Origin of the sequence: Sphingomonas glacialis, assembly GCF_006439055.1 — a bacterium.
In the GTDB taxonomy this organism is placed as follows: Bacteria; Pseudomonadota; Alphaproteobacteria; order Sphingomonadales; family Sphingomonadaceae; genus Sphingomonas; species Sphingomonas glacialis_A.
This window is the reverse complement of record NZ_RCZC01000001.1, coordinates 533356-559206: the sequence shown is the minus strand read 5'-3', so window position 1 is coordinate 559206 and position 25851 is coordinate 533356. Positions and strand designations below refer to the sequence as shown.

Genomic DNA, 25851 nt, shown 5'->3' with positions numbered 1-25851 from the left:
GGCCGGTTCGCTCCATCGCGTTGCGCCCGCAGGTGCGCGCCCCGTCTCAATGCGGCGGCGCGTATCCGCTTGTCGCGGCCGGGCGTTCGGCCCTGGGGAAGACCGAACGCTCCTCGAAATCCATATGCTGTTCCAACGCGGTGAGCACCTCGCGCAGATCGCGGCAATAGTCCTTCCACTGCGCATCGATCGCCATCGCGCTCCAGCGCGCGAGATGCTCGCGATAGCGGCGCTCGAGGTTTTCGGGATTGTATGCCGAAAGCGTCGATAGCGCTGCGCATTCGTTGGGTTGGTTGCGCAGAAACTGCTTCTCGACCGCCATGTGGCGCAGCAACTCGCGCGTCAGCGCCCAGCGCGCGGCGGCGAAGCACATCCCGATCCGCGCACCGTCATCCTTGAGCAGCGCGCGCAGCTCGGCGATGATCGTGCGCAGTCGGTCGTGGTCCTGCCGCAAGTGGTCGATCATGAGGACAGCCTTTCAAAGGCTGTGATCCAGTGCACACACTTAACAGGATCTTGCGGCAAGCGATCTGGCGGGGCGCGGTGCGACCAAGGTCTAAGGGTCGGGGAGCAATTCCGCGCGGCCGACACAGGTGCGGATCTGTGCGGCGAGACGAAGCGGGTCGAACGGCTTGAGGATGACGCCCGCCGCGCCCAGCGCGAGATAGTCCTTGATGTCGGCGTCGCGTCCGCGCGCGGTCATGAACAGGACCGGCGTCTCGCGCAGCAGCGGATGACACCGGAGGGCGGCGAGCGTTTCCGGGCCGGTCATCTCGGGCATCATGACATCGAGCACGACCACGTCGGGAATCGCGTCGGGCGTGACGAACGACGCGATCGCCGCCTTGCCCGAGGCAGCGGTGCGCACCGTGATCGCCGGATCGAGCCCGAGCGCGAGCTCGACGATCGTCCGGATATCGGGGTCGTCATCGACATAGAGCAGGTCGAGGTGCGGCATCATGGTGTCGTGTCCGCCGCGGCGAGGATGCGACGGATCGCCGCCTTGAGATCGCGGATCGAGCTGCGCGACTTGACCAATACGGCGTCGACCCGGTCGGTCACATCCGCCCCGACATCGCGCGCCGAAAACAGGATCGCGGGGATCGCGCCGTCCTGCGCGCTCGCCAGCGTCGGCAGCAGATCGAGCCCCGACGCGCCCCCCAGGTCGAAGTCGAGTATCGCGAGATCGATCACGTGCGTGTCGATCAGTTTGCGGGCCGCGGCGAGATCGGTGGCCTTGAGCACATTGGCCTCGAGCCGCAGCGCGGCTTCGGTCACCAGCAGCACGTCTTGGTCATCGTCCAGATGCAGGATCGTCGGACGCGGCGTTCCCGACCGCGCGACCGCCGCGCGGAGCGCCTCGGCGATGCGCGCCGGATCGATCGGTTCCTCGATCCACTCGACGCCATCGAGCGTCGCCAGCGTCTCGAGGCGCGCGCGGTGTTCGGCGGTGACGAGCACGATCGGCGGGGTAAGCGCGTCGAGGCTCGCCTGGAGCGCGCGAACGAGGCCGCAATCGGTATCCTCCGGGGCGGTCGGATCGAGCAGCAGCGCGGCGTGATCTCCGCGCGCAAGCGCCGCCGACGCGGCTGCCACCGTGTCGACCCGAACCATCTCGAACATCGTCGGGATGCCGAGCGATTCGACCAGCGCCACCACATCCGCATCGGCGGTACACACCAGGATCTTGGGCATTGCCACCGGCGCCGCCTCGAGCCGATCCTCGCGCAAGCGGTCGAGCGCAAAGGCGAAGCGTGTGCCACCCGCCGGGCGATCCTCGAACCAGATCCTGCCATCGTGGCGGGTGATGATCTCCCGCGAGATGGCAAGGCCGAGTCCCGTTCCGACGCCGCGCTCGTGGGTCGCGCGCTCGAACCGGCCGAAGATGCGGTCGCGGAACGCGATCGGCACGCCGGGTCCGTCATCGTCGACGGTCACCAGCGCCTGGCCGTCGTCTGTCTGTGCGACGCCGATCCTGACGGTACCGCCCGCCGAGGTGACGCGCAGCGCATTCGACGCCAGATTGGAAATCACCTGCAACAAACGCTCGGCATCGCCCGAGATCAGCACCGGATGCTTCGGGAGCAGGCATTCGATCTGGACGTCGAGCGCCGACGCGGCCCCCTGGCTGCCCTCGCACGCCTGCGCGGCGATCTCGCAAAGATTGGTCCGCTCGCGCTGCAGCGTGAGCTGGCCCGACTGGATCCGGTCGATGTCGAGCATGTCGTTTATCAGCCGGATCAGCCGCCGAGAATTGTTCTCGGCGATCTCGATCAGCCGGGCAGGGGCCTCGGCAATCGTCCCGGCCGCGCCCGAGCGCAACAGGCTGAGCGCTCCAACCACCGATGTCAGCGGCGTGCGCAATTCGTGGCTGACCGTCGAGATCAGCTCGTCCTTCATCCGTTCGGCGCGCTTGCGTTCGGCGATGTTGCGCGCCGAGGCGACGATATAGTCGCCAGCGGGCAGGCGCATCACGCCGAGCGCGACATCGACGGGAATCTCGTGGCCGTCATGGTGGACCAGCTTGCGATCGGGACGGTGCGGCATGCGCAACTGCCCGTCGACCAGCCCGATCCGCTGATGAAATGTCCGCGACGTATCGAGCTGTTTGATCAGCGAAGACGAATCCCAACGGATCAAATCCGCGGCGCGATACCCGAGCATCTTCGCTGCGGCGGCATTGACCGTCTCGATCATGCCGTTCGGGTCGAAGATGACGATCGCATCGACGGTACTCTGCAGGATCGCGCGGTTGCGTTCGGCGACGTCATAGGTCTGCAGGCGCGAGCGATATTTCGCCATGCCCTGCCGCCAGATCAGCAGCGCCACGGCCACCATCGCCAGGCCGATAATGCCGATGCCGATCCGGATCGTGGTCGCGTCCTCCCCGACGCGCGTGCGATACGTCGCGACCTCGCGATCACGGGTGCGGCCGGCGGCATCGACCATTGCGGTCGATTCGAGGCGGATCTGCTCCATCAAGCGCTGGCCCGCATTGGAGCTAACCAGGCTTGCCGCGGCATCGAGCCCCGCGGTCCGCCGTTTCGCGATGACCTCGTCCATCTCGGCGAATTTGAGCCGCGCAAGACGCCGTAGCGTGGCGAGACGCTGTTCTTCCTCGCGATGGCCGCGCAGCTCGGGCGGCAGTTGCAGGAAAGTCGTTCCGACCGCGACCTTCGCGGTGGAATAGGTATCGAGGAATCGGCGTTCGCCGGTGATGACGAAGCCGCGCTGCGCCGATTCGGCAGCGGTAAGGCGTTCGATGAGCGTCGCGACGCGTGCGCTGTTCTCGAAGCCGTCATGCGCCTGCTGCCTGAACGCGTCTGTGCTGGCATATTCCGCCTCGAGCCAGACGGAGAAGACCGCGAGCAGCACCGGCGCGAGCAATGTCAGCAGCAGGAACTGCACGAGGTTGGGAGGGGTAGGCCGAACGATCTCATGTTCGGTGGCGAAGGTCATGGTGCGGCGGTCTCCGCCAGCAATGGCTGCACCGCCAGCAGGGCCTGGGCGCGGTTATCGACCCCGAGCTTGCGAAAGATCACGGTCAGGTGGGCTTTGACGGTCGCCTCGGTGATGGCAAGGCTGTCGGCGATCTGCTTGTTGAGCCGGCCATCGGCGAGTGCGAGCAGAACGCGCAACTGCGCCCCCGAAAGCGTCGCGATGCGATCGCGCAGCGATTGCGCGGCGGGATTTGCACCATGCGCCGGCGGGAAGACGCGCTGGCCCGCGAAGATCAGCCGCAGCGATGCCGCCAGCGCATCGAGCGCGGAGGATTTCGACACGAAACCGGCAGCGCCGAGCGCGCGCGCTGCCTCGATGATGACCGGCTCGGCGCGCGCCGAAATGACGACGATCGGGGTCGCGGCGAGCAGATGCTGCAGTTGCAGGAACCCTGAGAAGCCGCGCGCATCGGGCAGCACGAAATCGAGCAGGAGCAGGCGATATCCGCCTTTGCGCGTCGCAATCGCCCGTTCGGCCTCGGCAATCGATCCCACATTGTCGAGCGCGATTCCGGGGGCCGCGGCACGTATTGCAAGCGCCAGCCCCTCCCGCGTCAGGGGATGATCGTCAGCGACCAAGGCATGGCCACCAAGTTGCACGAAAGCTCTCTCCTACACCGTTCATTTTTTATCGATTACAAGGCGATGAACTTCTGCAAAAATGATAAGCTTGTCTAGTGATAACGTTATCGATCATTGATGGAAATCAAGTGAAACGTTCGATTATCCTTATCGCGGACGGCGACGCGCATGCTCGACGGTTGGTCGATGCGGTGCGGTCGAGCGGGCAATGGCATGTGCTCGAAGCGCGCGATGGTGCTGCCGCACTCGTCCAGGCGCGCGACCATCGGCCTGTTCTGATCCTGATCGGCGATGGGCTGCCGCGCGGTGAAGCGACGGCGCTGGTCGCGGCGCTGCGCGACGAGCCGCCGCCGCTGCGCAGCACCGCGATCCTCGCACAGAGTGATGCTGCGGGCCCTGACGAACGCTTGTGGCGGCTCGGGTTCGACGGGTGTGTGGCGCCGTCGGGGCGGCCCGAAGCGCTGCTCGCCGCAGTTGCAGACTGGCGCCCCGATGACGAACTCGCCGGTGCGCACCGCCTGGCCGAGCAGTTCGGTCAGCCCGCGATCGTACCGCTGATCGCGCGATTTCGCGAGGAACTGGCAGCGGCGGTGGCATCCTTGAATGGTACGCCGTCGCAGGACGCGATGCACCGCATCGCCGGAATTGCGGGCACGCTCGGGTTCGACCGCGTCGGTTCGAGCTGGGAGCAGTTGTCGCGGGGCGATGCCGCGATCGCGTCGATTGCGCGCCGCGAGGGGCGGCGGGTGCTCGCGCAGATCGATCGCGACGCCATCTTCGCGCCCGCGGATTGAGGGGGGATCGCCCGGTTCGAGAGGGCTCGTCCGACGGCTGCTTTTTTGCCGCGGCATTCGACATTGGTCGAAGTCTTGGGAACCAAATGGCGACTGGTAGGATCTGCTTAACCTGAAATGCCGCCGAACGCCTCCACGTCAATTGTGCAGGTGAAAAGTGCCGGATCGTCCTACGTCCATCGTCGTCGCGCAACGCAAGCCGAGGCTAGCCGCCCTGGCGGCGTTGCTTGCGCTCGCGGTGGCGGCGGCGACGGCGACGCCGGCGATGGCGGCGGTCCCTGCGGGTACGCCGATCGTCAACACCGCCGCGTTGACCTTCGAGATGAACGGCAGCGCACAGCAAGTCGCGTCGAACACCGTGACCCTGGTGTCGGCCGAACTGCTCGACGTGACGATCACCGCCGAACGTCCGAGCCTCGCGGTCCAGTCGCAGGCACAGGTCGCGGTGCCGTTCGTCATCGTCAATACCGGGAACGGCCCGCAGAGCTTCGCGCTGACGATCACCGGCAATCAGCAAGGCGTCGTGGTCGACCGCGTCGCGCGCGACGGCAACGGTGACGGTGCATTCCAGACCGATACCGATCCGCTGCTGACGCCGCCGAGCGTCAGGCTCGCGCCGGGCGAACAGGTGCGCATCTTCGTGCTGGTCGATGGCGCGCAGGTCGCTGCGGCGGCCGCGATCACCGCCACGGTGAGCGCGCAATCGGGCAGCGGTGCCGCCGGGACGGTGTTCGCCGGCGCCGGCGCGAACGGCGCCGACGCGGTCGTCGGGGTCAGCGGGGCACGCGCGAGCGCGACCAGCACGCTGTCGCCCGCCGGCCCTGCGCAGCCCTCGCTCGCCAAGGCGCAAACGGTCACGGCACCCGACGGGAGCAGCCGCGCGATGCGCGGGGCGGTCATCACCTACACGCTGGTCGCCACGCTGCCCGGCCCGACGCGCGGCGTGACGATCGACGATCCGATCCCCGCGGGCACCGCCTATCTCGCCGACAGCCTGGCGCTCGATGCGGTTGCGCTGAGCGACCGTGCCGACGCCGACCCCGGCACGGCAGACGCTGCCGGGGTCCATATCCGGCTCGGCGATCTCGCCGCTGCGGGCAGCCATACCATCCAGTTCAGCGTGAAGATCTTGTGAGGAGACGTCCAATGCATCTGCCTATGCCCGCCCTTTTATTGGCCAGCGTCATCGCGACGCCGGCGCTCGCCGCGGGGCCGCTCCAGGTCACCGCGAAGGTGCTGACCGAACAGAAGACGCGCGCCGCCGACGGCAGCGTGCGGGTCGCGCTCGTGCCGGCGCGCAGGGTCGTGCCGGGTGACCGCGTGATCTTCGTGCTCGGCTATCGCAACACCGGCAGCCAGCCGATCGGCAACATCGTGCTCGACAATCCCGTGCCCGCCGCGATCGCCTATCGCGGCCCTTCGCAAAGCTCGGCTGCGCCCGACGTGTCGGTCGACGGCAAGACCTACGGCCCGCTCGCGACCCTGCGCGTCCGAACGGCCGACGGCGCCACGCGCGCGGCGGGACCCGATGATGTCACCAATGTGCGGTGGCGTCTCGCCAATGCCGTCCCGGGCGGAGCGCAAGGGCAGCTCTCCTTCCAGGCCGTTCTCAAATAAAGATTTTCTACTGAATTCGATATCTAACAGGGAGTGAAGAGTGTGATGCGTACCAAGATTGGAATCCTACTGGCCGGAACCGCGACCGTGTGTGCGACCGGTGCGGCGCATGCCCAGACCGCCGCGCAAAACACCACCGCGGGAACGACTGTCAGCAACACCGCGTCGGTAACCTACAGCGTCAACGGCACGGCGCAGACGACCAATTCGACCACTGCGAGCTTCGTGGTCGATCGCAAGGTCAATTTGACAGTGATCTACGACCAGCCGGCGGCGACGCAGGTCAATCTCGGTCAGACGGCAGCCTATACGCGCTACAAGGTCACCAACACGACCAACGGAACGCAGGATTTCCTGGTTAACGCTTTCCAGTCGGGGATCGTGGGCGGCCTGCTGACCGGCACCGACGATTTCAACCTCACCAATTTCAAGGTGTTCGTTGATACCAATGGCGACGGCGTGTACGATCCGGCGGTCGATACCCGCACCTATATCGACGAGCTCGCGCCCGACAACTCGGTCGAGGTGTTCATCGTCGGCGACGTGCCGGCGACGGGCACGATCAACCAGGCCGACGTCGCGTTGCAGGTGATCGCGGCGACGGGCGGCACCGCCAATACACAAGGCGCCGCGCTCGTCGCGACCGACCTCAGCCTGGGCAATGCCGACAATACCGTCGACGTGGTGTTCGCCGACGGCGATAGCGACGGCATCGGCGTCGACATCATCCGCAACGGGCAGGGCTGGGCCTATGGCTCCTACGTCATCGCCACGCGCAACGTCGCCTTGACCGTCAACAAGACCGCGCTGATCCTGTCGGACGGCGTCAACGCGCTCAATCCCAAGGCGCTGCCGGGCGCTGTCGTCGAATATTGCATGATTGCGAACAATGCGACGCTCACCGCCTCGGCCAATAGCGTGACGATCACCGATCCGGTGCCGGCCAACACCACCTATGTCCCGGGTTCGCTCGCGATCGGTCTTCCCGGCGGCACCTGTACCTTGCTCCCGACGATCACGGCGCCGTTTACCGGGAGCTATGACACACCGAACAACCGGATCATCGCCAATCTCGGCACGGTGATCGGCGGTGGAATCGTCGCGGTCTCGTTCAAAGTGACGATCAACTAAGACCGCACTCTTCCACACGCTTTGTTCAAGGAGAACGTGCTTCGGCGCGCGGGGAGTCCTGCGCGCCGAGCACAGCCGGCCTATGCCCCATCCGCGCGCCCTGACCGCTCTCGCCGCCCTGCTCGGGCTGGCGTCCGTCGCCCCTGCGACGGCGCAGGACGGCGCGCGCATCGCGAATATCGCGACGCTCGGCTTCGATACGCCGAACGGCCGACAGAGCGTGGCGTCCAACGCCGTCTCGGTCGATGTCGATCGCACGAAGCGCCCGACCACGCTCAGTTTCCGCCTGCTGCCCGTGGGCTATCAGCTCACCGGCCTGTCGTGCCAGACGGTTCCGACGCTGCAATTCACCCCTGCGCCGATCGACGCCGCGACGCTCGCCGTCGCGCCGCCGCTCAAGGCGCTCGACATCAACGTTCCGTTGATCCTGGTGCTCGAAAATGCCGGTGGCAATCGCGACCCGCTTGCGCGCGAATATGCGACGATCAGCGTGTCGACCGAAACCTATTCGGGCAGCCTCGCCTTGCTCGAGACCGGGCCGGACACCGGCGTCTTCGCGGGCGGCGTGCCCGAAGTCGGCAGCGACCCTGCGACCGAGGCATGCGACCCGTCGCGGATGCGCGGGCAACACGTCACGCTGAGCTTTGCCGAAGACGAGTATAGCTACGGTTCGACCAATTCGGTGCTGGTCGATCCGGCGGGCTATGTGTTCGATTCCGCCAGCGGCGCGTTGATCAACGGCGCGCGGATCACCTTGCTCGACGCGGCTGACCGGCCTGCGGTGGTCTTTGGCGATGACGGCATCAGCCGTTACCCGTCGAGCGTCGTCAGCGGCACATCGGCTACCGATGCGAGCGGGCGTACCTATACCTTTCCGCAGGGGAATTACCGTTTCCCCTTCGTCGGATTGGGCACCTATCATCTCAAGATCGAGCCGCCGGCCACCTATACCGCGCCCTCGACCAAGACCGTAAGCGAGCTTGCCGCGTTGAAGGACCCGCAAGGCGCTGGCTTCGTCATCAACGATGCGTCTTATGGCCGGGCGTTCACGCTGGCGACGCCCGACGCTTTCTATGTCGACGTGCCGATGGACCGGGTCGGCGATACCGCCTTGTTGCTGACCAAGACTGCCTCGGTCCGCGAGGCGTCGCCGGGCGATTTCGTGCAATATCGCGTCACGCTCGCCAATCGTGGGCGCGATGCGGCGCTTCGCGTCCATCTGACCGACATCTTGCCGCCCGGGCTGCGTTATGAACGCGGTTCGGCGCGTGGCGCGGCCGAACCCGCGGTTTCGAGCGACGGTCGGCGGCTCGATTTCACCGTTCCTGCGGTCGCGGGCGGGGCGACGCTCGACGTGCGCTATGTCGTCAGCATCGCGCCCGGCGCGCCGACGGGGGATGCGGTCAACCGGGTCCTCGCCTCGGGCAATGCCGGGACGACGAGCAACGAAGCCGCGGCCGCGGTGCGGATCACGCCGCTGCTGTTCACCGACGGCTTCACGCTGATCGGCCGCGTCACCGAAGGCGGCTGCGGCGATCCCGATCGCGGGCGCAAGGGCATTCCCGGAATCCGCCTGCTGCTCGAGGACGGCACCTATGTCGCGACCGATCGCGACGGCTATTACCATGTCGAGGGCATCCGTCCCGGCCGCCACGTCGTCCAGATGGACACGAACAGCATCCCGCCCGCCTATCAGCCGGTGGCATGCGACAGCGACACGCGCACCGCGGGCAGCGCAATCTCGCGCTTCGTCGAGGCCGAGGGCGGCCTGCTCAAGCGCGTCGACTTCCAGCTGCGCCCGACTGGCGTGAAGACCGCGGCGGCCGAGGCGCTGCCGATCTCGGTCGCCAGCAGCGCCTATGCCGCGGGCGACCGCGAATGGTTTGCGGGTCAGCAGCCGGGCGTCGCCTTGCTGTTCCCGACCCCCGACTACAATCCGCGCGCGCCGGTGACGCGCGTCGTCGTCAAGCATCTGCCGGGGCAGCGCGTCGCGCTCGTCGTCAATGGCGAGCCGGTCGATCCGCTGCTGTTCGACACGACCGACGTCAACCCCGACAAGACGATCGCGCTGGCGCGCTGGTCAGGTATCGCGTTGAAGGACGGCGACAATAGCATCGCGGCGCGCGTGCTTTCGGCCGAGGGCGGCGTCGTCACGACGCTGACGCGCACGGTGCGATCCGCGAGCATCGCCGATCGCGCGGTGTTCGTACCCGCCGCGAGCCGGCTCGTCGCCGACGGCCTGACACGCCCGCTGATCGCGGTGCGCGTGACCGACCGGAGCGGGCATCCGGTGCGCGACGGGACGCTCGTCCCGTTCAAGGTCGACCAGCCCTATACCGCCGCGCTCGAGGTCGATCTCGACCAGGCGCGCCAGCTCGCCGGCAAGGGCCGTGCGCAGACCACTGCGCGCGTCACCGGCGACGACGGTCTCGCCTTCATCGCGCTCCAGCCGACGACCCACGCCGGCGCGGTCCATGCCGTGATCAGCCTGACGCAGGACAAGACGGTGCGGACGAGCGACGTGCGCGCCTGGCTCGCCGCCTCGACGCGCGACTGGGTGGTGGTGGGCTTTGGCGCGGGGACGATCGGCTATGACACGCTGTCGACGCGGACGCGCTCGCTCCCGGCGGGGATGCGCGGCGGCGTCGTCACCGATGGGCAGCTCGCTTTTTACGCCAAGGGACGGATCAAGGGATCGTGGCTGATGACGCTGGCGTATGACAGCAACCGCAAGATCGACCGCTCGCGCGGGCTGCTCGGCCAGATCGATCCCGATCGCTATTACACCGTCTATGGCGACGGCAGCGCGCAAGGCTATGACGCGGCGACGCAGCGCAAGCTGTACCTGCGGCTCGAGCGGCGCAATCTCTACGCGCTGCTCGGCGATTTCGAGACCGGGCTGACCGACACGCAGCTGACGCGCTACAGCCGCGTGCTCAACGGCGTGAAGGCGGAATATCAGGGCAATCGCGTGATGTTCAGCGCGTTTGCCGCCAATACCGACCAGCTGCACGGCCGCGACGAGATCCAGGGCAACGGGCTGTCGGGGCCGTATCGGCTGTCGGGGCGCAACATCGTGCCCAATAGCGACCAGTTGCGGCTCGAAGTGCGCGACCGGATCCGCCCCGAGCGCGTTCTGACGAGCACGCAGATGACCCGGCACATCGATTACGACATCGATCCCGCGGCGGGCACGATCCGCTTCCGCGAGCCGATCCTGGGGCGCGATGCCGCGCTCAACCCGGTGTTCATCGTGGTCGATTACGAAACCGAAAGCACGCTGCGCAAACTTGCCACCGGCGGCCGCGCGACGGTGCGCATGGCGCAAGGCCGGGTGCAGCTTGGTGCGAGCGTGCTGCGGGACGCGACCGTGGGCAACGGGACCGTCGCGGGGATCGATCTCAAGGCCAAGCCGACCGTCGATAGTGAAATCCGAGCTGAATATGCACGAGGCGGGGCCAGCGGATTCGGGGCAGGGCAGGCGTGGCTCGGCGAGGCGGAACTGCACCGTGGCGGCGTCGATGTCTTGGTCTATGGCCGGAGCCAGAACCAAGCCTTCGGACTTGGCCAGCAGAACGTCGTCGAGGCGGGGACGCGCAAGTTCGGCCTCGATGGCCGCGTCGCCTTGACCAGCAAGCTCGCAGTGACGCTGACCGCGTGGAATGCCGTCCAGCTCGATGGTCCGGGCGCGCGCAAGGCCGCCGAGGCCCGGTTGGAGTATCGCCGCGCGACGGGGATGCTGTTCGTCGGCGGGACCTTTGCCGATGACAGCGGGATCGACGGGCAGGCGCGGCATTCGCGGCTGCTGACGCTGGGCGGCACGCAGACGCTGCTCGGTGGCAAGATCGAACTCGGCGCGCAGGCCCAAGTCGCGCCGGGCGGCGAGCGCGCGAGCGTCGATTTCCCGCTGCGCCAGCAGCTCACCGCGGCGTGGCGCGTGCGCGACGGGATCCGTCTGCTCGGCGGCTATGAATATGCGCAGGGCAAGGATTTCACCGTCGGCACTGCGCGCCTGGGCTTCGATGTCGCGCCGTGGACGGGGGCGAAACTGATGTCGACGCTCAACCAGCAGGCGATCGGCGAGAATGGGCAGCGCACCTATGCGCAATACGGCCTCAGCCAGTCGCTGCCGATCGGCAAGCGCTGGACGATCGACGTCACCCTCGATGCGAGCAGCACGGTCCGCGGCAAGGTGCCGACCGGCGCGTTCATCGACGCCTTCGCGAGCACGGCGAACGGCGCGACCGCGGGCACCTATCAGAACGATGGGGATTATGTCGCGGCGACAATCGGCGCGGGGTATCGCGCCGAGCTCTGGTCGGCGAACGGGCGGCTCGAGCATCGCCGCTCGGACCGCGACGTGCGCTGGACGATCATCGGCGATTTCCTGCGCACGCTCGGCCAGGGGCGCACGCTCGCGGCGGGGATCCGCTATGCCGCGCTGACCGATCGGTTCGGCGCCTCGGCCGCCGCGCTCAACGCCGATCTCGCGCTCGCGCTGCGGCCGCAGGACAGCCGCTGGTCGGTGCTCGAGCGGCTGCAGTTTCGTCAGGAACATGCCGATGCGGGGATCGAAAGCAGCAACGTGCTCGCCGTGTCGTCCTACGGCGGCGGCTTCCAGGGGACGCTCCGCGTGATCAATAATCTCGCGCTCAATTATCGAACCGGCAATGAGGGACGCGGGCATGGGCTCGAGGCGACGGTCTATTACGGGTCGAAATGGGTGCATGGCAGCTTCGGGACCGACGATTACACCGGCTATGTCGATGCGATCGGCGTGGACGTGCGCAAGGATGTCGGACGGCGCTTCGATATCGGGGTGCAGGCGTCGGTCCAGCATGCGTGGCAGCGTGGTGTGGTGTCGTACAGCTATGGACCAACGATCGGCGTGTCGCCGGCCGAGAATGTTTGGATTACCGCGGGCTACAATGTCGCGGGCTATCGCGACCGCGATTTCGAGGATGACCGCTATTCGCGCGCTGGAGGGTATGTGACCGCACGGCTGAAATTCGACCAGGGTTCGCTCGGCCGCGCCGGCCGCGCATTGTTTGGAATCGGCCGATGATGCGCGCTTTGCTGTCCCGCGCGTTCGCGATCGCGGCGTGCCCGCTGCTGTCCCCGTGCAGCGCGTACGCTGCGGACCTGACCGCGACCAAGACTGCCACCGTTCTCTCCGATCCGCTCGGCAACGCAGCGCCGAAATCGCTTCCCGGCGCGGTGGTCGAATATAAAGTGCTGTTCACCAACCCGGTCGGCAATACCGGCAAGACGGTGGACACGATGCGGATCGACGATGCCCTCCCGGCGAGCGTCGTGCTGCGCGTGGCCAACCTCGCCACTGGCACCGGGCCGATCGAGTTTGCCGACGGTGGGCTGGTCGGTTTGCTCGCCAGCGGGCTGACCTGCTCGTTCGCCTCGCTCTCCAGCACGACCGACTGTTTCGACTTTTATGACGGCAGCAGCTGGAGCTACGCGCCGACGCCCGACGCCCAGGGCTATGACGCGCGGGTGCGGGCGATCCGGATCAAGCCGGGAGCGAACTTCCGCGTGCTCGGCAGCTTCCAGATCCGCTATCGCGTGATGATCCGCTGATGCATTTTGCGCTTTAGCTTTGTAATACACTGCGCTAGCTTCCCGCCGACATAGGGGGAAATCATGCTCGAACTCGAACACGTTACGCATGTCTATGCCAACGGTACGCGCGCGCTCGACGATGTCACGCTGTCGATACCCAAGGGCATGTTCGGGCTGCTCGGCCCCAACGGTGCGGGCAAATCGACGCTGATGCGCACCGTCGCCACGCTGCAGGCGCCGACCTCGGGTAGCATCCGCTTCGGCGATATCGACATCCTCGCGACCCCCGACCGGCTGCGTGAACGGCTCGGCTATCTGCCGCAGGATTTCGGCGTCTATCCGCGCGTTTCGGCGTATGACATGCTCGACCATATGGCGGTGCTCAAAGGCGTCGCCTCGGCGCAAGAGCGCAAGCAGACGGTCGAGACGCTGCTCAACCAGACCAATTTGTGGAACGTCCGCAAGAAGGCGATCGCGGGCTTTTCGGGCGGGATGCGGCAGCGCTTCGGGATCGCGCAGGCGCTGATCGGCAATCCCGAGCTGATCATCGTCGACGAACCGACCGCAGGGCTCGACCCCGAGGAGCGCAACCGCTTCCTCAACCTCCTTGCCGAGATCGGCGAGAATGTCGTGATCATCCTGTCGACGCATATCGTCGAGGACGTCGCCGATCTGTGCCCGCGCATGGCGGTGCTCGCCGCTGGGCGGATCCAGCTCGAGGGCGCGCCGCAGGATCTGATCCAGGCGTCGCGCGGCACCGTCTGGGCCAAGACGATCGCGCGTGAGGACATGGCGCACTATTCGCAGACGCAGAAGGTCATCTCGACCCGACTGTTCGCCGGGCGCACGATCATCCACGTCCTGTCCGACACCGATCCGGGCGACGGTTTCGCACCGGTCGTCGGTGGGCTCGAGGATGTCTATTTCTCGACACTGTCGCGCTCGCGCAGCGGCGACGCAGCCTTGGTCCATCCCACCGTCGCAGCTGCGTGAAGGGGGCCGGGGGCATGTTCGGCAAGATCGCGCGCTTCGAGCTCGGTTATCAATTCCGCAACCCGGTGTTCTGGGTCGTCTCGGTCCTGTTCTTCCTGCTGCCGTTCGGCGCGATGACGACCGAAAATATCCAGATCGGCGGCGGCGGCAACATACACAAGAACGCGCCGGTCGCGATCGCGCAGATCTCGCTGATCCTGACCTTGTTCTACATGTTCGTGACGACCGCGTTCGTCGCCAACGTGATCGTGCGCGACGATGAAAGCGGCTTCGGGCCGATGGTGCGCTCGACGCGAGTCTCGCGCTTCGACTATCTGATGGGGCGCTTCCTCGGCGCGTTCGTCGCCGCGGCGATCACCTTTCTGGTCGTGCCGCTGGCGATCTTCATCGGCTCGCTGATGCCGTGGGTCGATCCCGAGACGATGGGGCCGAACCGGCTGCTCGATTATCTCTCGGTCTATCTCCTGCTCGCGCTGCCGAACCTGTTTTTGACGGCGTCGATCTTCTTCGCGGTCGCGACGATGACGCGGTCGATGATGTATTCGTATCTCGGCGTGGTCGTGTTCCTCGTTTTCTACGTCGTGCTCAACACGGTGATCCGCTCCAAGCCCGAATATCGCGAGTTAGGCGCCTATATCGAACCGTTCGGGCTCGGCGCGCTGGCCAAGACGACGCGCTATTTCACCGCGAGCGAGTCGAACGCGCATTTGCCTGCCTTTGCCGGTACCATCCTGTGGAACCGGCTGATCTGGCTGGTCGTGTCGTTCGCGGCGCTCGCGCTGGCTTACTCGCGCTTCACCTTCTCCGAACGCGGCGCGTCGGCGCGGCAGTTGCGGCGACAGCGGCGCAAGGACGCCAAGCTCGCCGCTTCGGCGCCGATGCTGGTCGACCACCTCCCGCCGGTCCGCCCCGCGGCGTCGAATGGCGCGCGGCTGTGGCTGCGCTGCCGCTTCGAGATGGGGCTGGTGTTTCGCAGCCCGGCATTCTTCGTGCTGCTGCTGATCGGGCTGTTCAACGCGCTCGGGGCGTTGATCTTCGCTGGCGAAATCTATGGCACGCCCGCGCGGCCGCTGACCTTTGCGGTGATCGGCACGCTGATGGGCGCGTTCGGCATCTTCCCGCTGATCATCGCGATCTATTATGGCGGTGAAGTCGTGTGGCGCGACCGCGAGCGGCGGATGCACGAGATCATCGATGCGACCTCGCTGCCCAACTGGGCGTATATGGTGCCCAAGGCGCTTGCGGTGGCGGGGGTGTTGTTCGCCACGCTGGTGATCTCGGCGGTGGCGGCGATGCTCGTCCAGCTCGCGCGCGGCGTGACCGCGCTCGAGCCGCTGCAATATCTCGACTGGTATCTGCTGCCGATGACGGTCGACATGGTGCTGATCGCGATTCTGTCGGTGTTCGTCCAGGCGCTCAGCCCGAACAAGTTCGTCGGCTGGGGGATCATGGTGGTCTACCTCGTCGCCACGCTGACGCTGCAGAATATCGGGTTCGAGCATCCGCTGTATAATTACGGCAGCAGCGGCAATCTCCAGCTGTCCGACATGAATGGCGACCAGATCGGTGGGCCGCTCAGCTGGTGGCTGCGGCTCTATTGGTCGGGCATCGCGCTCGCGCTTGCGGTGGTCGCGCATCTGCTGTGGCGGCGCGGGACCGAGACGCGGCTGCTGCCACGGCTGCGGCAGGTTCCGGCGCGGCTCAAGGGGCCGGCGGGCGCGGTGCTCGCGGGTGGCTTGCTCGTATCGATCGTGACGGGGGTGTGGCTGTATCGGCAGATGGACGTGCTCAACGTCTATCGCACGCGCGAAGACCGCGAGGCGCGGTTGGCGTCCTACGAAAAGAAATATCTGAAGTACGAGAAGGTCCTTCAGCCCTCGACAACCGACATCAAGCTCGATGTCGCGCTCTATCCGACCGAGCGCCGGATGGAGGCGAAAGGGAGCTATCGCTTCGTCAATGATACCGGCGCACCGGTGCGCGACCTGCACGTGCGGCTGGCGAACGAGGATACCACGATCGTGTCGATCGTGGTTCCAGGTGCCACGCTGGCGATGGATGATGCCGATCTCAAATACCGCATCTATCGCTTCGCCACGCCGCTCGCGCCAGGCGCGACGGGGACGCTGTCGTTCGTGACGCATCGCCAGACGGTCGCGCTGCGCGCCAATGGCGACGATACGCGGCTGGTCGGCAACGGCACCTTCCTCAGCAATTCGGAATTCGCCCCGCAGATCGGGATGGACCGCGACGGCCTGCTCGGTGACCGTGCCAAGCGGCGGAAGTACGGGCTGACGCCCGAACTGCGCAAGGCCAAGCTCGAGGACGTCTCGGCACAGCGGCGCAACTATATCGGTGATGCCGATTGGGTGAATTCGGACATCACCGTCTCGACCGATGCCGGCCAGACGCCGATCGCGCCGGGCCGCAAGCTGTCCGATACCGTCGCCAATGGCCGGCGCACCGCGCACTTCGTCTCGCCTGCGCCGATTCTCGCGTTCTTCTCGGTGCAGTCGGCGGTCTATGCCGAGAAGTCGGAGATGGCCGATGGCGTGAAGCTCTCGGTCTTCTACGACGCGAAGCACGCCTATAACGTCGATCGCATGCTCGCGGCGATGAAGACCTCGCTCGGCTATTATCGCGCCAATTTCGGGCCGTACCAGTTCGACTATGCCCGGATCATCGAGTTTCCGGGCTATGCGACCTTCGCCCAGGCGTTCGCGGGGACGATCCCGTATTCCGAGCGGATCGGCTTCCTCGCCGATGCCAACGCGCGCGACAAGATCGACTATGTCACCTATGTCACCGCGCACGAACTGGGCCACCAATATTGGGCGCACCAGATCATCAGCGCCGACATGCAGGGCGGGACGATCCTGGTCGAGACGATGGCGCAATATTCGGCGTTGATGGTGATGAAGCACCTCTATGGCGAGGACAAGATCCGCCGCTTCCTCAAGTACGAGCTCGACAGCTATCTGCGCGCGCGCGGATCGGAGCGGGTCGAGGAGCTGCCGCTCGATCGGGTCGAGGACCAGGGCTATATCCATTATCGCAAGGGCGCGGTGGTGATGTACCTGCTGCAGGATCGGCTCGGCGAGGCGCGCGTCAACGCGATGCTGCGCGGTCTGCTCGCCAAATATCGCTTCAAGAGCCAGCCCTATCCGCGCTCGCTCGATCTGGTGGACGGCTTTCTCGGTCTTGCGCACACCCCGGCCGAGCGCGAGCTGGTCCGCGACCTGCTCAATCGCATCACGATCTATGACCTGAAGGCGAAGACCGCGACCGTGCGGAAACTGCCCGACGGGACGTTCGAGACGCTGCTCACCGTCGATGCCGCGAAATTCTACGCGAGCGGCACGGGCAAGGAGAATCCGGCGCCGCTGTCCGACACGATCGCGGTGGGCCTGTTCGACCACAAGCCCGATTTCGGCGCCTTCTCGGCCAAGGACGTGGTGTCGATGGAACGCCTGCCCGTCCGGTCGGGCGTGCAGACGCTGCGCATCGTCAGCAAGCGCAAGCCGGCCTTTGCCGGGATCGATCCCTACACCACCTATATCGATCGCAATTCCGACGATAATATCGTGGCAGTGACGGGATGATGCGCTAACGCGGCGCACAGGGACGCAGCGGGGAGAGGCTGCGCGGAGCTTTGGGGCGGGATATGAACGGGTTGCTGAGCGAGGCGTGGCAGGCGTTGGGCAATGTGCTGGGGGCGCATGGTCCAGCAGTCAATGCGGTGAAGAGCTACACGCCGGGCGATTTCAGCATTCATTTCTTCCTGCAGCTCGCAGTGATCATCCTCGCGTGCCGGGTGGTCGGCTGGCTCGGGCAGAAATTCCTGCGCCAGCCGCAGGTCGTCGGCGAGATGATCGCCGGGGTCGTGCTCGGGCCGTCGCTGTTCGGGCTGCTGTTGCCTGATCTGCAGCTTGCGATCTTCCCCAAGGAGACGCGCAACGTGCTCTATGTCGGCGCGCAGCTTGGCGTCGGGCTCTACATGTTCATCGTTGGGCTGACGCTGCAGCTCGACCATTTCAAGTCGAAGGCGCGGAGTGCGGCGATGGTGTCGGCAGCGGGGATCGCCGCGCCGTTTCTGTTCGCGGTGGTGATCACGCCGTTCCTGCTGACGGTGCCCGGCCTGTTCGCGGCTGGCATCGACCGGGCGAGCGCGACACTGTTCATGGGCGCATGCATCGCGCTGACCGCTTTCCCGATGCTCGCGCGGATTATCAACGAGCGCGGCCTCGCCAATTCGGCGCTCGGGACGCTGTCGCTGACCGCGGGCGCGTTCGACGATGCCGCTTCCTGGTGCGTGCTCGCGATCGTGCTCGCGACCTTCGGGGCGGGGGCGGGCGTTGCGGTGCTCGCGATCGGCGGGGCGCTGCTCTATACCGGCTTCATGCTGCTGCTCGGGCGGCGGCTGCTCGCGCCGCTCGGCCGGATCGTCGAGGCGCGTGGCGAGATGACCAGCGGGATGCTCGCGGTCGCGTTGCTGCTGTTCTGCCTGTCGGCGTTCGTGATGGACGCGATCGGCATCCATGCGATCTTCGGCGGGTTCCTGATGGGGGTGTGCATGCCGCGCGGGCTGTTCGTCGCCGAGTTGAAGCGCAAGGTCGAGCCGCTCGCGGTCGTGCTCCTGCTGCCGATGTTCTTCACCTATTCGGGGCTCAACACGCGGATGGACATGGTCGCGTCGGGGTCGCTGCTGCTGATCGCGCTCGGCATCCTGGTCGTGTCGATCCTCGCCAAGTTCGGCGCCTGCTATGCCGCCGCGCGGCTGTCGGGCGAGGACAACAGCACCGCGCTCGGGATCGGCGCGCTGATGAATTCGCGCGGGCTGATGGAACTGATCATCATCAATATCGGGCTGCAGAAGGGGATCATCGGTCCGACCCTGTTCGCGATGCTGGTGCTGATGGCGATCGTCACCACCGTGATGGCGACGCCGTTGTTCGAGGCGGTCTATGGGCGCGCGGCGCGCGCGCGCGGCGATCTGGCGGCGGTCGATGCGGAACTGGCGTCGGTCTGATCAGCCGAGCGTGAGCCGCAGCGCGAGTGCGGCGAGCGTGACGAGCAGCACGGGGACGGTCAGCGTCACGCCGACCTTGAAATAATAGCCCCAGCCGATCCGCACGTCCTTTTGCGCAAGGACATGGAGCCACAGCAAGGTGGCGAGCGAGCCGATCGGCGTCAGCTTGGGGCCGAGGTCGCAGCCGATGACGTTGGCGTAGACCATCGCCTCGCGGATCGTGCCGGTCGCGTGGCTGGCATCGATCGCCAGCGCACCGATCAGCACGCTCGGCATGTTGTTCATCACCGACGACAGCAAAGCGGCGATGATCCCGGTGCCGAACGCTGCACCCCACACGCCGCCTGTTGCCGCACGGTCGAGCAGCAGCGCGACCTGGTTGGTCAGGCCGGCGTTGCGCAGGCCGTAGACGACGAGATACATGCCGAGCGAGAAGATCACGACCTGCCACGGCGCGCCGCGCAGCACCTGGCCGGTCTGGATGACGGTGCCACGGCTCGCGACGCCGAGCAGGATCAGCGCACCCGCGGCGGCGACCGCGCTGATCGGTACGCCGAGCGGATCGAGCACGAAGAAGCCGAGCAGCAGCGCGGCCAAGACGAACCAGCCGACGGTGAAGGTGGCGCGATCACGGATCGCCTCCGATGGCTGACGGAGCTGCGTGGCATCATAGGCGGCTGGAATATCGCGGCGGAAGTAGAGCCGCAGGACCAGCAACGTCGCGGCGATCGCGGCGAGATCGACGGGGAGCATGACGCTGGCATAGGCGCCGAAGCCGAGCTTGAAGAAATCGGCCGAGACGATGTTGACGAGGTTCGAGACGACGAGCGGCAGGCTCGCCGTATCGGCGATGAAGCCTGCCGCCATCACGAAGGCGAGCGTCGCCTTCGCGCCGTATCCGAGCGCGCGCAGCATCGCGAGGACGATCGGGGTGAGGATCAGCGCGGCGCCGTCATTGGCGAACAGCGCCGATACCGCGGCGCCGAGCAGCACGACGAGCGTGAACAGCCGCTTGCCGCGTCCACCGCCCCAGCGCGCGACATGCAGCGCGGACCATTCGAACAGCCCGGCTTCGTCGAGCAACAGGCTGGTGATGATGATCGCCACGAAGGTGGCGGTGGCGTTCCACACGATGTGCCACACCGTCGGCACGTCGCCGAGCGTGACCACGCCGAGCAGCAGCGCGACCGCCGCCCCGCCCATCGCGCTCCAGCCGATCCCAAGGCCACGTGGCTGCCAGATGACGAGCGTGATCGTGACGACGAAGATCAGCAGCGCAAGCAGCATCAGGCGATCCGCTGGCCGGCGGCGTCGACCACCGCTTCGCCGTCCTCCTTGGCAAAGGCGCCGCGCTGCGGATCGGGCAGGATGTCGAGCACCGCCTCGGACGGGCGGCACAGTCTGACGCCGAGCGGCGAGACGACGAGCGGGCGATTGATCAGGATCGGATGCGCCATCATCGCGTCGATCAGCGCCGCGTCGGATAGCGTCGCATCTTCCAGCCCGAGCTCGGCATAGGGCGTGCCCTTGCTGCGTAGCAGCTCGCGCGGCGTCAGGCCGGCGCGCGCGATCAGTTCGACGAGCAACGCGCGCTTGGGCGGGGTCTTGAGATATTCGATGACGTGCGGCTCGACCCCACTGTTGCGGATCAGCGCGAGCACGTTGCGCGAGGTCCCGCAGGCGGGATTGTGATAGACGATGATGTCGGTCATGGCGGGCTCCGGGTCAGCAGCAGGCAAGGTCGGCGATCAGCGGCGCGCACAGCTCGGACCGGCCCTCGCAACAGTCCTTGGCGAGGAACAGCATCAGGTCGCTGAGCGTGCCGATCGACGCGCGCTGGATCATCTGTCGGCCGCGCTTCTCCGACGTGACGAGGCCGGCTTTCGCCAACACCGCGAGATGCGTCGAGAAGGTGCTCTGCGTCAGGCCGGTCTGTGCGACGAGGTCGCCGGTCGAGAGCCCGTCGGGCTCGTGCCGCACGAGCAACCGAAACGCAGCGAGGCGCGTCGGATGGGCAAGCGCGGCGAGAATCGAAAGGGCGTCGTCGGTCGGCATTCATCGGAATTACCCGATGGTTCTGGCTTGAGCAAGACCTATCGGAAAATACCGATGGAGTAGTTCAGCCGCTCTTGCGCCGCTGCGCCGAGCGGATCGTGCCGACCAGCCGCGAGAGGATCAGCTCCTCGATCCCCGCATAGCCCATGCCCAGATGGTCGGGCCGCACGCCGGTCGCGTCGCCGAGCTTGAGCCGGCCGGTGCGCAAGCCGGCGCGCCCGATCCGTGCCCAGCGCCGCGCGGTTTCCCAGCGGATCAGCGCGAGGCTTTCGGCATCGGGCGTGTGCCGCCGCAGGAAATCGTCCTGCAGCGTGACGAGCGTCTCGCCGACGCGCTCGAACGTCGCGCGGTCGGGAACGGGCTGCTGCGCCATCACGTAGCGGCCGATCAACGAAGCGGTCTCGCCCGCTGCGTCGCCGAACAGCGGGGCATAGGCATCGGCCAGGACATCGCTCGCGCGTTCGCGCATCGCGGTCGCCTGGAGCTGCGACGCGCCGCCGCCGTGGCGCCGATAGCTCAGCAATTCGTCGTCGATCCGCGCGATCCCGCCGAAGGCCGAGATCCGGTGGTAGAGATCGAAATCCTCGGCATAGACGCGCTCGGGCCGCTGGAACGGATCGAGCTTTCGCGCCGCGTCGGTCCGCATCATCACCGAGGACCAGACGAGCGGATTCTCGATCTGCATCAGCCATTCGATCAGCAGCGGGGTCGAGAGCGGCGCGAGCGCGGAGGGCAGGATCGCTCCTTCGAACAGCACGTTGGCAGCGCTGCCGACCAGCACGATCTCGGGATGCGCGTCGAGATAGGCGACCTGCCGCGCGAGCCGCGTCGGATGGCACAGATCGTCATGGTCGAGCGCGGCGATATAGCGGCCGCGCGCCTCGGCAAAGGCGGCGTTGCGCGTCAGCACGACGCGGCGGTTGGTCGGCGCCTCGATCACGCGGATCCGCGGATCGTCAAAGCTGCGCGCGACGGCGACGGTCGCGTCGGTCGAGCAGTCGTCGACGATGATCAGTTCGAAATCGGGAAACGTCTGCGCCTGGAGCGAGGCGATCGTCTCGCCGATCAGCTCCGCCCCATTATAGGTGGGCATGATGACACTAACGGTGGGGGCAGTCATGCCACCGCTCGTGCGCCATCTCCGAGCACCTGGTCAACGATCATCGCACCGACATCGTTCTGCCATTGCCACAGTCCGTTGGCCTGACCCGAGAAGCTCGCCTCGCCGCCAAGCCGGCCCCACGGCACGAAGCCGGCCGCCAGCCCGATCCCGAACAGCCCCGGGATCGCCACGCCGGTCGCATCGAGGATGCGGCAATGCCGGTCGACCATCGCGCTGCCCTGATGCGCCGCAAGCGCGATCGGGCGGCCGTCCTGATCGTGCACCGGCAGCGCACGCGGACGATAGCCGAGCGCCGCGATGACGAGATCGGCCTCGGCGAGATGCGCGCGCGCGACCGCGTCGTCGTCGCCGCGGACCTGATGGACGGTGAGGCGCGGATCGGGCGTGCGGCCATCGACGCGCAGTTCGCGCAGCACGAGTTCGCGCGCTTCGAGCCGGAAGCCCGCGAGGCGGTAGACGAAGCCGCTTACCGGGCAGATGTCGTCGGGTGCGAAGTCGGTGAAGCCCTCGGCCTCGGCGGCGGCGGGGGTGGGGTAGAAGGGGCGCAGCGGACGGCGATGGAGCAGCGTGATCGCGCCCGCTCCGAGCGGGATGCTCGCGGTCTTGAGCAGCAGGACGATCGTCGCGATCGCGCTGGTCGATCCGCCGATCACGACGATCTTGGGATTGCGCTTGGTCGACAGCAGATCGACGATCTTCTCGGGGCCGCCGAGCGCGAGCGCTTCGTCTGATTGCATCAGCCGGTCACCGACCTCGCTGACGAGCGAAACCCCGCCGACGCGCTGCGCGGTGAGCCGGTCGAGCGGCTGGTGGCCGCCGGTGGCGATCGCGACCGCGCTCGAGAGCTGGTCGAACTCGTGCCCGTCGCTGCGGCGGCGCAGGCGGCTCGACCACAGCCCGCCGGCGACGCGCGCCGTGGCGAGCACGTCGTGCCCGGTCAGCACCGTCCCGCCATGCTGCGTGACGAGCGCGTGGAGGCGTTGCCCGGCCGCCTGGACGAACGCCCCCGCCTCGACCAGCGGCACGCCGAGCGCGCCGATATACTGGCCGACCGCCTGTCCGGTCGGATGATCGACCAGAGCGGCGAGTTCGGGATGCGGATTGTCGCGCACCGCGCTGAGGAAGGTCTCGGCGGTGCTGTCCGAGGTGATCGCATAGCGGCCGATCCGCCCCTCGCCGAGCGTCGCCTCGCGCTCGGCGACGACCAGCCCCGATCCGGCGAGCTCGGGCAAGCGGCCGCGCTTGCTCGCCGCGGTGAGCAACGCGGTCCCGGCGGGTCCGCCGCCGACGACGAGCAGCGAGGCGATCGTCTGTTGCCGGGGCTGCGCTGGCGTGCGGAGCTCGCGCGCCAGGATGCGATTGAACGCCTCGGCGATCACCGCGACATCGGCGACTCGCATCGCATCGGTCACCGGCAGCGAGAGCGAGCGCGCCCCAATCGAATCGGCGACCGGGGTCGGCAGGATCGTCGCGGTCCGCTGGAACAGCGGCTGTTCGCCGAGGTGCGGGCTGAAATATTGGCCCGACCCGATCCCGACCGCCGCGAGCGCGGCTGCGATTTCCGCGCGGCGGTGGGCGACCGATTCGGGGAGCAACACCGGCATGAACTGGCTCGCGCGTCGCTGGCCCTCCGCCTGCTGGAACGCGACGCCCTTCAGGTCGGTGCGATACGCCGCTTCGAGCGCGGCGCGGTGGTCGCAAACCGTGTCGATCTCGGCGAGCTTGGCGCGCGCCATCACCGCGAGCACTTCGGGCAGTTTGGCGTTGAGGCCGAACAGCGTCGCGCTGCGATTGGCCTCGAAGCCGAAATTGGCCATCGCGCGCAGCCGCGCGATCAGGTCGGCGTCGCCCGAATGGATCAGCCCGCCCTCGGCGACCGCGAAGGTCTTGGTCGCGTGCATCGAATGGACGACGGCAAAGGGTGCCCCCGCGCCGAACCCGCCACCACCCGCGTCGCGGGTGCCGAGCGAGGCGGCAGCGTCGATCACCACGCCGACGCCGTGTTCGCGCTGGAGCCAGGCATAGCGGTCGAGGTCGATCGCGGTGCCGAACGTGGCATAGGGCAGCAGCACCGCGATCCGGTCGCCATGCTCGCGCAGCAGGCGCTCCTCGGCCTCGGCGCTCGCGGTCCAGTCGGCGGGGTCGATGTCGCAGATCAACGGGGTCAGGCCGGCCCACAGCGCCGCCTGTGCGGTCGCCGCAAAGGTCAGCGCGGGCATCAGTGCGTAGCGACCGGCGGTGCGCTCGCCCGCGGCTTCGCGGATCGCGATCATCAGCCCGAGCGTCGCATTGTTGACCGCGAGGCTCGCGCCGTGTCCGCCGAACAGCTGCGCCGTCGCCTCGGCCTCGAACACGCGGACTTCGGGACCGTTATTGCTGAAATGGCCCGACGCCTCGACGCGCTGCAGCGCCGCGACATGGTCGCTGAGCCGAGGCGGATTGGGAGCGATCAAGGGATAGCGCATATCGCGGCGGGCCTGTCTGGACTACGGACCCGCGCCTTGTGGCGTGCAGCCCCCTAAAATCTCGTTACGAGGCTGATATGGTTTCGTCTCCGACGCGTATGATCGGCGGTCGGTCAGCTCTGGCGAGCGACCGCGAACCCTGCGAACGATTGGTTGACCGGCATCAGTTCGAGCGTGTTGATGTTGAGGTGCGGCGGCAGCTCGGCGACCCACAGCAAGGTCGCGGCGATGTCGTCGCCGGTCATCGGGTTGGCACCGGAATAGAGCGTGTCGGACGCCGCCTGGTTGCCGCCGGTGCGCACCACGGTGAATTCGGTCTCGACCATGCCCGGCTCGATCGAGGTGACGCGCACCCCGGTGCCGTGGAGATCGGCGCGCAGCCCTAGGCTGAACTGGTGGACGAACGCCTTGGTGCCGCCATAGACGTTGCCGCCGGCGTAAGGATAGGTCGCCGCGACCGAGGACAGGTTGATGATCGCGCCCTTGCGCGCGACGAGGCCGGGCAGCAGCGTCCGCGTCACTGCGACGAGCGCCGAGACGTTGGTGTCGATCATCGTCTGCCAATCGTCGAGCTTGGCGTCCTGCGCGGGCGCGGTGCCGAGCGCGAGGCCGGCATTGTTGATGAGCAGGTCGATCTGCGCGAAGTCGCCGGGCAGGCCAGCGATCGCCGCTTCCATCGCCGCGCGGTCGCGAATGTCGAAGGCGAGCGTGTGGACGTTTTCGCCGAGCGAATCGGCCAGCGCCTGCAGCCGGTCGGCACGGCGCCCGGTGGTCACGACGCGCCACCCCGAAGCGGCGAACGCGCGGACGGCGGCCTCGCCGATCCCCGAGGTTCCGCCCGTGATGAAGACCGTACGCATCATCACCAGTTCTCCGACACTGTCAGGAAAATGGTGCCCGAGGGCGGATTCGAACCACCGACACTGCGATTTTCAGTCGCATGCTCTACCAACTGAGCTACTCGGGCACACCCGAATTGCTCCGGGGA

Annotated in this window: 19 protein-coding genes and 1 tRNA gene; 9 read left to right on the top strand and 11 right to left on the bottom strand. The window is 67.0% G+C overall.

Features of this window, described 5'->3' with window-relative positions:
* Window positions 1-46: 46 nt before the first annotated feature.
* From EAH76_RS02615 to EAH76_RS02600, 4 genes are all read right to left on the bottom strand, one after another.
* The gene (locus EAH76_RS02615) at window positions 47-466 is read right to left on the bottom strand and encodes a hemerythrin domain-containing protein (protein WP_140847654.1); all 420 of its coding nucleotides are present in this window, start codon (window positions 464-466) and stop codon (window positions 47-49) included.
* A gap of 90 nt (window positions 467-556) precedes the next feature.
* Window positions 557-961 (bottom strand): response regulator, encoded by a 405-nt coding sequence (locus EAH76_RS02610; protein WP_140847649.1) that lies wholly within the window; start codon window positions 959-961, stop codon window positions 557-559.
* Window positions 958-3459, bottom strand: coding sequence for an ATP-binding protein (locus tag EAH76_RS02605; RefSeq protein WP_140847645.1), 2502 nt, complete (start codon window positions 3457-3459; stop codon window positions 958-960). Before EAH76_RS02605 ends, EAH76_RS02610 begins: the two co-directional genes overlap by 4 nt.
* A complete protein-coding gene (locus tag EAH76_RS02600) occupies window positions 3456-4100 on the bottom strand; it encodes a LuxR C-terminal-related transcriptional regulator (protein ID WP_140847642.1) in 645 nt (214 codons plus the stop codon). The genes EAH76_RS02605 and EAH76_RS02600 overlap by 4 nt, the downstream gene beginning before the upstream one ends.
* Window positions 4101-4210: 110 nt before the next feature.
* Here EAH76_RS02600 and EAH76_RS02595 point away from each other — a divergent pair, with 110 nt between their 5' ends.
* The 9 genes from EAH76_RS02595 (at window position 4211) to EAH76_RS02555 (ending at window position 19220) form a co-directional block, all read left to right on the top strand.
* Complete coding sequence (locus tag EAH76_RS02595) at window positions 4211-4876, top strand: response regulator (RefSeq protein WP_140847639.1); 666 nt, start codon at window positions 4211-4213, stop codon at window positions 4874-4876.
* Window positions 4877-5033: 157 nt separating this feature from the next.
* On the top strand, window positions 5034-6011 hold the full coding sequence (locus EAH76_RS02590) for a hypothetical protein (RefSeq protein WP_241659508.1): 978 nt from the start codon (window positions 5034-5036) through the stop codon (window positions 6009-6011).
* A gap of 11 nt (window positions 6012-6022) precedes the next feature.
* Window positions 6023-6493, top strand: coding sequence for a hypothetical protein (locus EAH76_RS02585; protein ID WP_140847636.1), 471 nt, complete (start codon window positions 6023-6025; stop codon window positions 6491-6493).
* A 45-nt stretch (window positions 6494-6538) separates the two neighbouring features.
* On the top strand, window positions 6539-7624 hold the full coding sequence (locus tag EAH76_RS02580) for a hypothetical protein (RefSeq protein WP_241659507.1): 1086 nt from the start codon (window positions 6539-6541) through the stop codon (window positions 7622-7624).
* Between the two features lie 82 nt (window positions 7625-7706).
* Window positions 7707-12689 carry a DUF11 domain-containing protein gene (locus tag EAH76_RS02575; RefSeq protein ID WP_194150929.1) on the top strand — a complete coding sequence of 1661 codons (4983 nt, stop codon included), beginning with the start codon at window positions 7707-7709 and terminating at the stop codon, window positions 12687-12689.
* Window positions 12686-13216: a hypothetical protein gene (locus EAH76_RS02570; RefSeq protein ID WP_140847634.1), complete on the top strand. Its 531-nt coding sequence runs from the start codon at window positions 12686-12688 to the stop codon at window positions 13214-13216. Before EAH76_RS02575 ends, EAH76_RS02570 begins: the two co-directional genes overlap by 4 nt.
* A 63-nt stretch (window positions 13217-13279) precedes the next feature.
* On the top strand, window positions 13280-14191 hold the full coding sequence (locus EAH76_RS02565; RefSeq protein WP_140847631.1) for an ABC transporter ATP-binding protein: 912 nt from the start codon (window positions 13280-13282) through the stop codon (window positions 14189-14191).
* Window positions 14192-14205: 14 nt separating this feature from the next.
* Entirely contained in the window at window positions 14206-17793 is a 3588-nt protein-coding gene (locus EAH76_RS02560; protein WP_140847629.1) for an ABC transporter permease/M1 family aminopeptidase, read from the top strand.
* Between the two features lie 62 nt (window positions 17794-17855).
* The gene (locus EAH76_RS02555) at window positions 17856-19220 is read left to right on the top strand and encodes a cation:proton antiporter (protein WP_140847626.1); all 1365 of its coding nucleotides are present in this window, start codon (window positions 17856-17858) and stop codon (window positions 19218-19220) included.
* Here the strand turns inward: EAH76_RS02555 and EAH76_RS02550 are convergent, their stop codons facing one another.
* From EAH76_RS02550 to EAH76_RS02520, 7 genes are all read right to left on the bottom strand, one after another.
* The gene (locus EAH76_RS02550) at window positions 19221-20507 is read right to left on the bottom strand and encodes an arsenic transporter (protein WP_140847624.1); all 1287 of its coding nucleotides are present in this window, start codon (window positions 20505-20507) and stop codon (window positions 19221-19223) included.
* The gene (gene arsC, locus EAH76_RS02545; protein WP_140847621.1) at window positions 20507-20932 is read right to left on the bottom strand and encodes an arsenate reductase (glutaredoxin); all 426 of its coding nucleotides are present in this window, start codon (window positions 20930-20932) and stop codon (window positions 20507-20509) included. Before arsC ends, EAH76_RS02550 begins: the two co-directional genes overlap by 1 nt.
* A gap of 13 nt (window positions 20933-20945) precedes the next feature.
* Complete coding sequence (locus tag EAH76_RS02540) at window positions 20946-21275, bottom strand: ArsR/SmtB family transcription factor (RefSeq protein WP_140847617.1); 330 nt, start codon at window positions 21273-21275, stop codon at window positions 20946-20948.
* Window positions 21276-21339: 64 nt separating this feature from the next.
* Complete coding sequence (locus tag EAH76_RS02535; RefSeq protein ID WP_140847613.1) at window positions 21340-22395, bottom strand: glycosyltransferase family 2 protein; 1056 nt, start codon at window positions 22393-22395, stop codon at window positions 21340-21342.
* A complete protein-coding gene (locus tag EAH76_RS02530) occupies window positions 22392-24863 on the bottom strand; it encodes a DegT/DnrJ/EryC1/StrS family aminotransferase (protein ID WP_140847610.1) in 2472 nt (823 codons plus the stop codon). Before EAH76_RS02530 ends, EAH76_RS02535 begins: the two co-directional genes overlap by 4 nt.
* A 113-nt stretch (window positions 24864-24976) precedes the next feature.
* Window positions 24977-25726, bottom strand: coding sequence for an SDR family NAD(P)-dependent oxidoreductase (locus EAH76_RS02525; RefSeq protein WP_140847607.1), 750 nt, complete (start codon window positions 25724-25726; stop codon window positions 24977-24979).
* 28 nt (window positions 25727-25754) lie between these two features.
* Window positions 25755-25830 (bottom strand) — tRNA-Phe (locus tag EAH76_RS02520).
* Window positions 25831-25851 lie beyond the last annotated feature (21 nt).